Origin of the sequence: Roseateles sp., assembly GCF_965229315.1 — a bacterium.
GTDB lineage: Bacteria > Pseudomonadota > Gammaproteobacteria > Burkholderiales > Burkholderiaceae_C > Pelomonas.
The window spans coordinates 686,668-699,809 of record NZ_CBDDJA010000001.1 but is presented as its reverse complement, the minus strand read 5'-3'; the positions used below and the strand labels follow the sequence as shown (position 1 = coordinate 699,809).

Annotated in this window: 9 protein-coding genes; 3 read left to right on the top strand and 6 right to left on the bottom strand. The window is 72.9% G+C overall.

The genetic code is table 11. The features are described 5' to 3' along the window. Nucleotides 1–3 precede the first annotated feature (3 nt). From ACO07H_RS03280 to ACO07H_RS03270, 3 genes are read right to left on the bottom strand one after another with little or no spacing between them, the layout of a single operon-like run. Nucleotides 4–1,236, bottom strand: a complete 1,233-nt coding sequence (locus ACO07H_RS03280) for an efflux RND transporter periplasmic adaptor subunit (RefSeq protein WP_422011073.1) — start codon at nt 1,234–1,236, stop codon at nt 4–6. A gap of 26 nt (nt 1,237–1,262) precedes the next feature. Next, nucleotides 1,263–3,737, bottom strand: a complete 2,475-nt coding sequence (locus ACO07H_RS03275) for an FtsX-like permease family protein (protein WP_422011071.1) — start codon at nt 3,735–3,737, stop codon at nt 1,263–1,265. A gap of 5 nt (nt 3,738–3,742) precedes the next feature. Beyond that, on the bottom strand, nt 3,743–6,217 hold the full coding sequence (locus ACO07H_RS03270) for an FtsX-like permease family protein (RefSeq protein WP_422011069.1): 2,475 nt from the start codon (nt 6,215–6,217) through the stop codon (nt 3,743–3,745). A gap of 206 nt (nt 6,218–6,423) precedes the next feature. Between ACO07H_RS03270 and ACO07H_RS03265 the strand changes: the two genes are divergently transcribed. The 3 genes from ACO07H_RS03265 to ACO07H_RS03255 all read left to right on the top strand — a co-directional run bounded on the left by ACO07H_RS03265 (nt 6,424) and on the right by ACO07H_RS03255 (nt 9,713). Beyond that, nucleotides 6,424–7,719 (top strand): sigma-54-dependent transcriptional regulator, encoded by a 1,296-nt coding sequence (locus tag ACO07H_RS03265; protein WP_422011067.1) that lies wholly within the window; start codon nt 6,424–6,426, stop codon nt 7,717–7,719. Then, nucleotides 7,709–8,884 (top strand): sensor histidine kinase, encoded by a 1,176-nt coding sequence (locus ACO07H_RS03260; protein ID WP_422011065.1) that lies wholly within the window; start codon nt 7,709–7,711, stop codon nt 8,882–8,884. Before ACO07H_RS03265 ends, ACO07H_RS03260 begins: the two co-directional genes overlap by 11 nt. A gap of 103 nt (nt 8,885–8,987) precedes the next feature. After that, nucleotides 8,988–9,713, top strand: coding sequence for a response regulator (locus ACO07H_RS03255; RefSeq protein ID WP_422011063.1), 726 nt, complete (start codon nt 8,988–8,990; stop codon nt 9,711–9,713). A gap of 51 nt (nt 9,714–9,764) precedes the next feature. Here ACO07H_RS03255 and ACO07H_RS03250 read toward each other — a convergent pair whose 3' ends face one another. From ACO07H_RS03250 to ACO07H_RS03240, 3 genes are all read right to left on the bottom strand, one after another. Then, the gene (locus ACO07H_RS03250; RefSeq protein WP_422011061.1) at nt 9,765–10,427 is read right to left on the bottom strand and encodes a 3-keto-disaccharide hydrolase; all 663 of its coding nucleotides are present in this window, start codon (nt 10,425–10,427) and stop codon (nt 9,765–9,767) included. A gap of 2 nt (nt 10,428–10,429) precedes the next feature. Then, nucleotides 10,430–11,056 (bottom strand): gluconate 2-dehydrogenase subunit 3 family protein, encoded by a 627-nt coding sequence (locus ACO07H_RS03245; protein ID WP_422011059.1) that lies wholly within the window; start codon nt 11,054–11,056, stop codon nt 10,430–10,432. Nucleotides 11,057–11,298: 242 nt separating this feature from the next. Continuing rightward, entirely contained in the window at nt 11,299–13,110 is a 1,812-nt protein-coding gene (locus tag ACO07H_RS03240) for a GMC family oxidoreductase (RefSeq protein ID WP_422011057.1), read from the bottom strand. Between the last annotated feature and the right edge of the window lie 32 nt (nt 13,111–13,142).

Below are 13,142 nucleotides of genomic sequence, written 5' to 3'. Positions count from 1 at the left end.
GGCTCAGTGCAGTTGGAGTGAGGACGCGCCGCTGAAGGCGCGGTAAGGGGAGACGACGACCTGCTCGCCGGCTTGAACGCCGCCCAGCACTTCGATGACGCCGTCGGCACGGCGGCCCAGCTGCAGCGGGCGCCGCTCGGCGTGGCGGCCGTCGGCGTCGAGCACGAAGGCCCAGGCGCCGCCGGTGTCGGCGTAGAAGCCGCCGTCAGGCAGCAGCAGCGCCTGGCCGGCCTGGCCCAGCGTCAGGCGCACGTCCAGGCCCTGACCGACCTGCAGCGGCGGCGGCTCGGCGTCGAAGCTGAGCTCGACGGAGAAGCGGCCGTCCGTGACCTGCGGGTCGATGCGGGCGACGCGCAGCGCGTGGGCACGGCCGTCGTGCGTCAGCTCGGCGGCCAGGCCTTCGCGCACGCGGGCCAGGTGGAATTCGTCCAGCCGCAGCGCCAGCTTGAAGCGGCCCAGGCTGTCCAGCCGCGCGATGCGCGTGCTGGCGCGCACGCTCTCGCCGACCTGCAGCGCCAGGCCGGTGACGCGGCCCGCCACCGGCGCGCGCACGGCCAGGCCTTCGCTGGCGGTGCGCATGGCGCTCAGGCGCTGGTCCAGGTCGGCGACGGCGCGTTGCATGGCCTGCACCGACTGCTCGCGCGTGCGCAACTCCTCGCGGCCATCGGCCTGCAACTGCGTGAACAGCCGCTCGGCCATCGCCAGTTGATCGGCCGAGTCCTCCAACGCTGCGGGCGACAGGAAGCCCTGCGCGGCCAGCTCGCGCTGGCGCTGGTGCAGGCGGCTGACGCGCGCCAGCTCGAACTGGGCCTGCGTCAGCTCGCGGCGCTGCGCGGCCCGCACCTGCGCCAGGCCGGCGCGGAAGGTGGCCAGGTTGGCGAGCTGCTGCGCCGCCTCGCTGGAGCGCGCCATCAGCTCCTGCGCGCGCTGGGTGCTGCTCAGCACGACGAGCAGCTGGCCGGCCTCGACACGCGCGCCGTCCTTGACCAGCAGCTGCTCCACGCGGCCGTCCTCGGTCGCGTCCAGCAGCACGGACTGCAGCGGCTGCGCCGTCGCACGGCCCACGACGACATCGCGGAAGGCGCCGGCCTTGACAGTGGCGATCTCCACGTCGGCCCGCGACACCGGCACGCCGCGCGGCCAGTAGCGCGCCATCAGCCCGGCCATCGCCAGGAGCACGACGGCGCCGAGCACGACAGCCCAGCGCCGCGATGGCGCTGCGACGCGGCGATCCATGCCGGCTCCGGACGTCAGCACCGCGCTCATCCCCTCAACGCATGCAGCGGGCGCAGCGCCAGCGCGGCATGCAGGTGGCGCGCCACGGCCAGCGCCGTGACGGCGGCCAGCAGTGCCACCGCGGCGAGCAGCACCCAGAGCGAGAACGGCCCCACCGGCGCGCGCTCGACGAAGTCAGCCAGGTAGCGCTGCGACAGCCATGCGGCCAGCGGCAGCGCGACCGCGCAGGCGACGGCCAGCACGCCGACGAACTCGCGTGCCAGCAGCGCGGCCACCGCGGCCGGCCCGGCGCCGTGCAGCTTGCGCAGCACGATCTCGCGCTCGCGCAATCGCAGCGTGTAGGCCGCCAGCGCATAGATGCCCACGGCCGCCAATCCCAGAGCCATCAGGCCAGCGATGCCCACCAGCCGGCCCAGCCGCGTGTCGTCGGCGACCTTCTGCAGCAGCATGTCGCGCATCGAGAGCGCCTCGGCCTGCGTGTCGGGAAATCGTTCGTTGACCAGCGCGGAGAGCTTGGCACGCGTGGCCTGAGGGTCGCGGCTGTGCACGCCGATGACGGCATGGCCGCGCTCCGCCACCGGCGTGATGGCATGCGGCTGTTGCGGGCTGCGCGGGCCTTCGAGGCGGATGTCGTCGATGACGGCGACCACCGTGACCGGCCGGCCCCCGTCGAGGTTGGGCGCCGTGCCCAGCGTTCGGCCCACGGCTGCTTCGGGGCTGGCGAAGCCGAGGATGCGCACGGCGCTGCGGTCCAGCACGATGGCCGGCAGGGCCTGCTCGGCCACATGGTCAGCAGACAGGCGACCGGCGATGACGCGCATGCCGTAGAGCTGGAAATACCCGGGCGTGAAGCCCACGCCCGTGCGCAGGCTCACCGCCCTGCCGCCGGGACCACGAAACTCGCCGTACCAGTTGGAGAAGTCGCGCCCCGGCACGTCGTCGGCCGCCGCCGCGGCGACGACCTCGGGCCAACTGCGGATGCGCTCGAGCAGCGCGTTCGTCTGCGCCGGCTGGGCCTCCCAGGGCAGCTCGATGGCCACGCGGTCCTGCATCTCGAAGCCACGCGGGATGTCGGCCGCGTGCTCGGCCTGCCACAGCACCGTGAGCGCGAGCGACGCGAACAGCGCGGCGGCACCGAACTGCAGCGTCGTCATGACGCGGCGCAGCCAGCGGCTGGCCGCGCCTTCGCTGTGGCTGCGCCCGGCCAGCGACTCGGCCGGCCGCACGCGCAGTGCGATGGCGGTGAGCGGCAGCGCGCTGACGGCCGCGATGGCCGCGCACAGCAGGCCGGTCAGCACGGCCATGCCCAGGCTCAGCACCGGCGCATGAAACTGACGCTGCAGCAGCGCCTCGGCGGCCGGCGTCGCCCACCACGCCAGCAGCAGGCCCAGCGCGCCAGCCAGGCCCGCCACGACGGCGGCCTCGAAAAAAAACTGCACGGCCAGCTGAAGCACGTGCGCGCCCAGCGACTTGCGCAGGCCGATCTCGCGCTGCCGGCGCAAGGTGCGCACGCTCCACAGGTTGATGAAGTTGATGACGGCCAGGATCAGCACGCCGGCCGCGGCGGCCGCCAGGCTGCCGAGCTGCAGCCGCCGCTGCGGGCTGCCGGCGCCACGCAGGCCCACGTCGGCCACCGGCATGGCGCGCAGGTAGCCAGACTTGCCGCCGCCCTTCAGGAAATCCATCGGGAAGCCTGGCGGCAGCGGCTGCTGGTCGATCAGGCGTTGCGCGAGAACTTCCAGCTGCACCGGCTGCGCGCCGGGCTGCAGGCGGGCGAACAGCAGGCCGCTGGCCTGGTACCAGCTGTCTGACATCGCCAGGTAGGCCTTGGCGGCGGGCGCGCTGAAGCCGGCCAGCCCGTCGAAGACCAGCGTGCCGTTCCGGTTGGGCGTGGGCAGCACGGCCTTGACGGTCAGCGTGTACGGGTGGGCCGGCGCGCGGCCCTGCGGGTCGGGCGGAAGTTCCACGGCGAAGCTGCGGCCCACCGCCTCCGTCGTGCCGAACAGCTTCTCGGCAGCCGCCGCGCTCAGCGCGATGCCTTCGGGCGTCGCCAGCGCTGCGGCGAGGTCACCGGCCAGCGGCCGCAGCGCGAACAGCGCCTGGAGGTCGGGATCGGCCATCGCGATGTCCAGGCGGCCGCCGCGCCGCACACCCCGGGCATCGGTGGCGTGTGCCTGCAGTTGCGTGAACAGCACGCGGCTCATCGCCTCGACCGGTGCCCCGTTGGCGCGCAGCCCCGCAGACAGCGGCACGGCGGGCACCTCGCCGTGCCATTCCGTCTTGATCCCGCCTGGCCCGCGCCCCTGGAACTCGAAGGTGACGAGCCGGTCGCGCGCCGGCAGGTCGCCGTCAGGCCGCAACACGTCCTGCAGGAAGCTCGCGCTCAGCAGCGTGAGCGCCAGGCCCAGCGCCAGCCCCGCGATGACGAGCGCGGCCGTGCCGGGCTCCGCGCGCAGTTGGTGCCAGGCGCTGCGCCAGGTGAGGGCCGAAAGCGCGGCCATGGCGCTCAGCCCCGCAACGCCTGCGCCGGCCGCAGCGCGAACGCCGCGCGCAGATGGCGCAGCACGGCCAGCGACGTGACGGCCACCAGCGCCGCCGCCGCGATCACCAGCGGCCCCAGGCCCAGCGGCCCCATGTCGGCGCGCTCGACGAACTGGCCCAGGTAGGCCTGCGCCAGCCAGGCCGCCAGCGGCAGTGCCATGACACAGGCCAGCCCCACCAGCACGCCGAACTCGCGCGCCAGCAGGCGCGCCACCGCGCCATGGCCCGCACCATGCAGCTTGCGCAGCACGATCTCGCGCTCGCGACGGCGCAGCGAATGCGCCGCCAGCGCGTAGACGCCCAGCGCCGACATGAACAGCGCCAGCGCGCCGACGATGGCGATGAGCCGGCCCAGGCGCACGTCCTCCTCGATCTTGCGCGCCTGCTGCTCGGCCGCGGTCATGACCTGCGGCGACTCGTCGGGCATCACCTCGCGCAGCAGCGCAGCCAGCTTCACGCGGGTGGCGGCGGGGTCGCGGCTGTGCAGGCTGATGGCGCCGCCGCGCACCTCGACGCGCGGACGCAGCACGTTGGGCGCGGGCGGGCTGCGCGTGTCTTCCATGCGCACGTCGGCGATGACGGCCGCCACCGTGACCGGCTTGCCGCCGAAGTACTGCGAGTTCACGCCCAGTGTGCGGCCCACGGCGCTCTCGGGCGGGTTGAAGCCCAGCGCCTGCGCGGCCGCGCGGTCCAGCACGACGGCATCGGCCTCGGCGGCGTGGTCGGCCGACAGCCGCCCGGCCAGCACGCGCATGCCGTAGACGTTCAGCCAGTCCGGCGTGAACTGCACGCTGGTGGCGAGGTTGACCGGATTGCCGCTGGCGCCGGTGAATTCGGAATGGACGCGTGAGAAGTTGCGCCCCGGCACATCGGTCGCGGCGGCCACGGCCACGACTTCGGGCCAGGCCTTGATGCGGGCCAGCAGCGTGCGGGTCTGCGGCAGCTGGGTCTCCCACGGCAGGTCGAACGCGAGGCGGTCGCGCACGTGAAAGCCACGCTCGACCGCGCCGGCATGGTGGTTCTGCCACAGCACGACGGCGGTCATCGCGGTGAACAGTGCCGCGGCGCTGAACTGCAGCAGCGTGAGGCCGCGGCGCAGCCAGCGGCCGGCGCGGCCCTCGCTGTGGCTGCGGCCGGCGAGCGACGCCGCCGGCTGCACACGCTGCGCGATCAGCGCCAGCGGCAGCGCACTGCAGGCAGCGATGGCCACGCTCAAGGCCAGCGTCAGCGCGAGACCCTGCAGCGACAGCACCGGCGTGACGAACTCGTGTGCCATCAGCGCCGCCACGGCGGGCGTGGCCCACCAGGCCAGCAGCAGGCCTGAAGCGCCGGCCAGCAGCGTGACGACCCAGGCCTCGACGAAGAACTGGCCCACCAGCGCCGCCACCCCGGCGCCCAGCGACTTGCGCAGCCCGATCTCGCGCTGGCGCCTGAGCGTGCGCACGCTCCACAAGTTGATGAAGTTGATGGCGGCCATGGCCAGCACGGCCACGGCGGCGGCGGCGAGGGCGCCCATCTGCATCAGCCGCAGCGGGCTCTCGGCGCCTTCCAGCGCACGGTCGTTCATGGGCATGGCGCGCAGGTAGGCGAACTTGCCACCGCCTTTGAGGAAGTCGGCCGGCAGGCCCGGCGGGATGGGCTGCCGGTCCAGCAGGTGCTGCGCCAGCGCGGTCATCGCGTCCGGCGTGGCGCCGGGTTGCAGGCGGGCATACAGGTGGCCGGCCGGGAAGGACCAGCTGGTCTCCTGGTCGACGAAGACCTTGGCCGCCGGTGCATTGAAGCCGGCCAGCGCGTCGTAGCTGCCCAGCGACCCGTGAGGGTCGGGCGTGGCGATGATGGCCATGACCGTCAGCGCCGCCTCCAGCCGGCGCGGCTGGCTTTCCCCGTACAGCGCCACGGTGGCCGTGAGCTGGCGGCCGATGGCCTGCGTCGTGCCGAACAGTTTGAGCGCGCCCGCCTCGGTCAGCGCAACGCCCTCGGGGCTGGCCATGGCGGCGGCCAGGTCGCCAGAGACCGCCTTCAGCGCGAACAGCTCGCGGATGTCGGGGTCGGCCAGCAGGGTCCACAGCCGCGCATGGCGCTGGCCGCCGCGCCCGTCGTCGGCCCGGGCCGGCAGCGGCGCGTTCAGCGCGCGGGTCATCGGGCCCAGCGGTGCGTTGGCCTCGCGCAGGGCCGCCTGCAGCGCGCTCGCCGGCACGTCGGGGAACCACTCGGTGGTGGCGCCGCCAGGCCCGCGCGCACGCCATTCGAAGGTGACGAGCCGGTCGGACTCGGGCAGGCCGGCATCGGCCCACAGCTTGTCGCGGATCATCGCGGCGGCCAGCAGGCTGAGCGCCAGACCCAGCGCCAGGCCGCAGACGACCAGCACGGCCGGGACCGGTTCACCACGCAACTGGCGCCAGGCGCCGCGCCAGGCGGTGGGGGAGAGCAGCAGGTTCATGGGTGGAGGTGGTTGCAAGAGCCAGGCCAGGGGTCGATGGGCGTTGTTGGCCAGTGAGGTGCCGGGGTTTCGCCCCCGCGGGCGACTTGCCACCCACCAACGTCTCGACGAGCGCACAAACCGTCCACTTCCGGACACCCCCACTGTCCGCTTCCGGACACCGCCTTGCCCCGCTCCACAAGCCGCGCTTAGAGTCGCGCCCGCCCATGACCATCCTGATCCTTGACGACGACCCCGACGTGGCCCTGGCCGCGCGGCTGGCATTGCGCAAGCTGGCGCCGGTCGCCGTGCGCCACGCGCCCACCGAGCTGATGGCGGCGCTGGACGAGACCCGGCCCGACGTGCTGCTGCTGGACATGAACTTCACGCCCGGTGCCAGCGACGGCGCGGCCGGCCTGGCGCTGCTGCGCGAGGTCGTCGCACGCCGCGATGCGCCAGCGGTGATCGTCATGACGGCCTATGCCGAGGTGGAGCTGGCCGTGCAGGCGCTGAAGGCCGGCGCGGTGGACTTCATCACCAAGCCCTGGGCCAACGAGCGGCTGCTGGCCTGCGTGCAGGCGGCGCTGGCCCGGCGCGCACCGGCGCCGCCCGTGGGCGAGCTGCTGGGCGACTCGGCCGCGATGCAGTCGCTGCGCGCGCAGATCGCCCAGGTGGGCGCCAGCGAGGCCAGCGTGCTCATCCTCGGCGAGAACGGCGTGGGCAAGGAGCTGGTGGCGCGCGCGCTGCACCGCGCCTCACCGCGCGCGGCCGGGCCGCTGCTGGCCGTGGACATGGGCGCGCTGCCCGAGGCGCTGGTGGAGAGCGAGCTGTTCGGCCACAGGCGCGGCAGCTTCACGGATGCCCGCGAAGCGCGGCCCGGCCGCTTCGTCGCGGCGGCGGGCGGCACGCTGTTCCTCGACGAGATCGGCAACCTGCCGCTGGCCCAACAGGCCAAGCTGCTGGCCGCACTAGAGCGCCGCGAGGTGACGCCGCTGGGCAGCGACAAGCCGGTGCCGGTGGACGTGCGCGTGCTGGCCGCCACCAACGTGCCGGAGGCCGCGCTGCTGGACGCGCAGCGCTTCCGGCCCGACCTGCTGTACCGGCTCAACACCGTGGTGCTGCGCGTGCCGCCGCTGCGCGAGCGCGGCGCGGTCGACGTGGCCCTGCTGCTGCGCCACCACCTCGCCCACTTCGCCCAGGGCCGGCCGGCGCGCGACATCGAGGCCGATGCGCTCGCGCGGCTGTGTGCCTACCGCTGGCCGGGCAACGTGCGCGAGCTGCGCCAGGCCTGCGAGCGCGCCTCGCTGCTGGCGCGCGGGTCGGTGTTCACCTGGGCGGACTTCGGCCTGGCCGATGTCGCTGCGGTGCCGTCACCCGATGCCGGCCTGGACCTGACCCAGCGCGAGCGCGAGGCCGTGCAGGCGGCGCTGGCGCAGGCCGGCGGCAACATCAGCCAGGCCGCCAGGCTGCTGGGCGTGAGCCGGGCGGCGCTGTACCGCAAGCTGGACAAGCATGGGCTCTGACCGCACCCGCATTGCCGTTGCCGCGCTGGTGCTGGCCACGAGCGCCGCCGGCGCGGTGGCCGCGCTGGACGCGCCGCGCCTGCTGGTGGCCTGCGTGTTGCTGGGCCTGATCGCCGCGGCCTGGGGCTGGACGGCGCTGAGCCGCCTCGCCCGCAAGCCCGCGCCGCCGCCCCCCGACCCACCACCCGCACCGCGCCCCGACCTGGACGCGGCGCTGGAGCACGCGCCGCTGGCCTTGTGGCGCCTGGTGGCCGATGCGCCGCCGCTGGCACTGAACGCAGCCGCGCGCCGGCTGATCGCCCCCGGCCGCGCGACGGAGCCCGCCGCGCTGCTCGCGCTGCTGGACGACGCGCCGGGCCGGCGCGTCGTCACGCTGCCCACCGAGCACGGCCAGGAGCGCGCCGTGCTGGCCGTGTCGGCGCTGACCGTGCAGGGCCAAGCCTGGCGGCTGGCGGCGCTGGCGCCCATCGAGTCGGAGCTGGAGACCGAGACGCTGGCGGCCTGGCGGCAACTCGTGCAGGTGCTGACGCACGAGATCATGAATTCTCTGACGCCCATCGCGTCGCTGGCGGCCAGTGCACCCGCGCTGCTGGCGGCGGGCGAGCGCGACGAACTGACGGCGGCACTCGCCACGCTCGCGCGCCGCGCGGCGCACCTGCAGGCGTTCGTGGAGCGCTACCGCAGCGTCAGCCAGCCGCCGGCGCCGACGCTGGCGGACGTGCCACTGGCGCCGCTGCTGCAGGCCGTGCAGCGGCTCGTGGCACCGGCCTGGGCTGCGGCGGGCGGCACGGTGGAGATCGCCGTCGAGCCCGAGAGCCTAGCGCTGCGCACCGACGCCGCGCACCTGGAGCAGGTGCTCATCAACCTGGCGCAGAACGCGCTGCAGGCCTGCGCGCTGCAGGCCTGCGCGGGGCGGCCGGCGCCGGCGCTGCGCATCGAGGCGGCCCTGAGCCGCGGCGCACGGCTGCGCCTGCGCGTCAGCGACAACGGCCCCGGTGTCGCGCCGGGCCTGGAAGGGCGCATCTTCACGCCCTTCTTCACGACGCGCGAGGGCGGCAGCGGCGTGGGCCTGGCGGTGGTGCGCCAGCTCGTGCACGGCCTGGGCGGCACGGTGCGCCACGCCCGGCGTGCGGGCGGCGGCGCCTGCTTCGTCGTCACCTTCTGAGCGCGTGCCGTCGTTGCGCGTGGATTACGCGCGGATTTGCCGGCTTTCCTCGGTGGTGCACGCCCGTGGCGGGTGTTAGGCTGACCGCCGTTACACCCCGGGGATGGAGATGTTTCACGAGTTGCAGGAGTTGTTGGGCGCGTACCTGATGCCGGTGCTGATCGCCGTGCCGCTGGCCATCATCGTGCTCATCGCCGCCCTCAAGCGTGACGACTACCGGGTGCCGCGCGACGACCCGCAGCCTCGCCCGCCCCAGCCGCCGTCACGCCAGGCCGCCCCGCCGCCCGTCGTGCTGCCGCCGCTGCCGGTCTCGCCCCATGCCGGCCCGTCCATGGCCAGCGCCTTCGTCACCGCGCCCACGCCGATGGCGCCGCCGCCGGCCACCGCACCCGCCGTGCCGGAGGGCCCGCCCACCGTCCTCGTCGCCGATGACTCCGCCGTCGTGCGCACCAAGCTCAAGCGGCTGTTCGAAGGTGCCGGCTACACGGTGCTGCAGGTCAACGACGGCAACGAGGCCGTCGCCGCGCTGGACACGCACCCCGAGGTCGCCGTGCTGATCACGGACCTGGAGATGCCCAACAAGGACGGCTTCGAGCTGATCGCCGACGTGCACGGCAGCCTCGCCACCGAAGACCTGCCCGTCATCGCCATCACCGGCCACGACGAGCTGCACGGCCGCGTGGGCCAGATCGAAGGCGTCTACGGCATCTTCAAGAAGCCCTGGAACGACCGCGAGCTGCTCAAGCGCGTGGAGTCGCTGACCCATTTGCGCGCCGCCGCCGCACGGCGCGCCCGCCGCGTGGGCGACGCGAGGCAGCCCGGCGCCTGAGCCCCGGGCGCCGCGGCGCCGGCACCGGGCTGAACGTCCACCGCGCTGCGCTCAGGGCAGCACGCGCACCTTGATGTTGCGGAAGTGCGTCTCGCTCTCGGGGTCGTGCCCCTGCAGCGCGAAGGTGCCGCTGGCCAGGTAGCGCTTCTCCAGGCCCTGCTTGCGCACGAGGGGCGACTCCTCGGTGTAGTCGGCCACCAGCTCGCCGTTGATGCGCGTCGTCACGCGCTTGCCCTCGACCCGCGTGGTCAGCGTGAACCAGCCGCCGTCCGGCGCGATGACGCGCGGGAAGTCCTGCACGCCCCACAGGCCGCCGGTGCGGCTGGGATCGCTGTGCGAGTTGTTGACCTGCACCTCGTAGCCCTGCTCGGGCCAGCCCACCTCCTGCCACTTGGTGTGGAAGTAGACGCCAGAGTTGGCCTTGGGGAAGGTCATCACGTCGACCTTCAGCTCGAAGTTCCTGAAGTCGGCCTGCTGCACGGGGCCCACGTAGAACAGGTGCGAGCGCGGGCCGTGCGTGACGATGACGCCGTCCTTCACGCTGAACGTGCCGGGCTTGTCGCTGGCACGCCAGCCGTCCAGCGTCTTGCCGTCGAACAGCAGTTGCCAGCCGGCGGCCTTTTCTTCGGCGGTGAGGGTGTTGAAGGTCATGTCGGCGGCGTGGGCGGTGGTCAGTGCAGCGGCAAGGGCAGCGGCAACGAGGATGGGCTTCATGGTCAGCTGACTCCAACGATTTGCAGGACTTTGAGGGGCGGTCCGTCGAAGGTGACGGACGGCACGTTGCCGACGTAGCCGAGGTCCTTGCTGCCCTCGGGCGTCGTGTAGAAACCGCCGGCCGTCAGGTCGCGGAAGCGCTTGAAGAAGCGCGCGGCGTCGGCGAACTCGGGCGCCGCCTTGTCGGCCCAGCAGATGTCGTCGGCGATCTGCGCTTGCTGCGTGGCGTCGAGCTGGTCGAAGCGCTTTTGGAAGCGCTTCGCCGCCTCGGCATCCAGCCAGGCCAGGCCGTTCAGGACGAGGTCGCGGTCCTTGCCCTGGGCGGGGTAGGGCGCGCTGACCCATTCGTCGATGAAGAGGTGCACCTTGAGCTGCGCGGCGCTGGGCGAATGCTCGTCGGCCGGGATGATGAGCGCGCACAGGGCCTGCGCCGTGCGCGACTGCGCGGCCGTGAAGGTCAACGGCCACAGCTCGCCGCTGCGGTAGGTCTTGTTGAGCTTAGGGTCGGTGCCATAACCGGCCGATCCCTTGGCACCCGACTTGCGCGCCGGCGTCGCGCCGGCCGACACGTCCGCGCCGAGGACGGCGCTGGCGGCCAGCATCCATTGCAGTGTTTCGCGGCGGTCCATCAGACGAGCTCCGGTCGTTGGTTGCGCCCGAGCGGGCCGGCAGCGGGTGTCCAGGCAAGGCGCAAAGCGCAGCGATGGCTCCAGCCATCGCGAGCATTTGCAACGCCGCATGGGCGCCCGAAGACGGCACGAGCGGGCGTGAAGCGGTGGTTCAAGTCTTCGAGATTGGGTGCGTGGGCGAGGGTCATGGCGTCAATCCAAACAGGCTAGCGGGTGGCAAGCGGCCAACGGCCGGGGCTCGGCTATAGCTCCTTCTTCTTGAAGCGCTCGACGATGTGGTCGGCCGTGCGCCAGGCCAGCGCCATGATGGTCAGCGTCGGGTTCTTGTCGGCGTTGGACACGAAGGGCGCGCCGTCGGTCAGGAACAGGTTGGGCACGTCCCAGGTCTGGCACCACTCATTAACCACGGAGTTGCTGGCACTGCTGCCCATGATGGCGCCGCCCACCTCGTGGATGATGGAGCCGCCCGGGGCGATGGCCTTCTTGCCGTCCAGCTCGGGGCCGCCGTTGACTCGGCCGCCCATGGCCGAGACGATGTCGGAAAACGTCTTCTGCATGTGCGCGGCCTGGCGGGTCTCGTGCTCGGCCCACTGCCAGTGGAACTTCAGCACCGGGATGCCGAAACGGTCCTTCGTCGCCGTGTCGATCTCGCAGAACGACTGCTCGTTCGGGATCATCTCGCCGCGGCCCGAGAAGTAGACGAAGGAGCCGTACAGGCGCCGCACGTCCTTCTTGAAGCCGGCGCCGTAGCTGCCCTGCGTCAGCCACTCCAGGCCCGCGCCGGTGCCGGCGCCGGGCATGCGCCTGCCGGTGCTGATCTCGATGTGATAACCGCGGGGGAAGCCCAGGCCCTGGGTCGCCCAGTCCTTGCCCTGCTTCTGGTACAGCCACCACGGCGAGTAGACGTGGGCGCCGCCGGCACCGTCCTCGTTGTGCGGCGGCAGGCCTTCCAGCGCCGGCACCTGGCCGCTGAGATCGCTGCCCACGGTGTCCATGATGTATTTGCCCAGCTTGCCGCTGGAGTTGGCCAGGCCTTGCGGGTGGGCCGCCGACTTGGAGTTCAGCAGGATGCGCACCGACTCGCAGGCGCTGGCGGACAGCACGACGCAGCGCGCTTTCGCCTCGATGTGCTTGCCGCTCTTGCGGTCGACGAAGCGCACGCCGCGGGCCTTGCCGCCGGCCATCGTGACCTCGTAGACCATCGCGTCGCACAACACGTCCAGGTGGCCGCTGGCCAGTGCCGGCGGCAGGTGCACGGCCGGGCTCTGGTAGGTGGCGCCAATGGAACAGCCGCGGCCGCAGGGCGTGGCCCAAAAGCAGGCAGCGCGCTCGCGCATGGACTGCGCCACCAGCGCCTGCGCGCGCGGGTTGCCGGGGTGCAGCAGCGCCGGGATGCGGGTGTCGTCCAGCTTCTTCGTCAACACGGCGCGGTGGATGGGCACCACGGGTACGCCCAGCGTGGCCGCATGCTTCTTGATGAGGCGCTCGCCGACGCGCATGGCCGGCGCCGGCAGCAGGCAGCCTTCGGGCGAGTCGGGCGTGTTCTCCAGGCCTTCGTTGCTGCCGTAGATGCCCACCAGCATCTCGACCTTGTCGTAGTAGCCGGCCAGGTCGTCATAGCCGATGGGCCAGTCGAAGCCCAGGCCGTCGCGCGAATGCGGCTTGAAGTCGTAGGGGCCGTTGCGCAGCGAGATGCGGCCCCAGTGGTTGGTGCGGCCGCCCAGCATGCGCGAGCGCCACCAGTCGAAGCGCTGCCCGGGGTCCGCCGAGGCCTGCGTGTAGGGTTCGCCCGGCACCTGCCAGCCGCCATCCACCGTGGCGTCATGGAAGCCGAACGGCTTGTCCGGCGTGCTGGCGCCGCGCAGCGGTGCGTCCGCGTTAGTCTGGAACATCGGCGTCTCGGTGCGAAAGTCGTAGTGCCGACCCGCCTCCAGCATCAGCACCTTCACGCCCTCCAGCGCCAGCGTGTAGGCCGTCTGGCCCCCACCCGCGCCCGACCCGACGACGATCACGTCGTAGTCCCGCGCCATCGTGCGCGGCGTCACAAAACCCATGCGACCACTCCTGCAGAAGTGGGGCGCAGTGT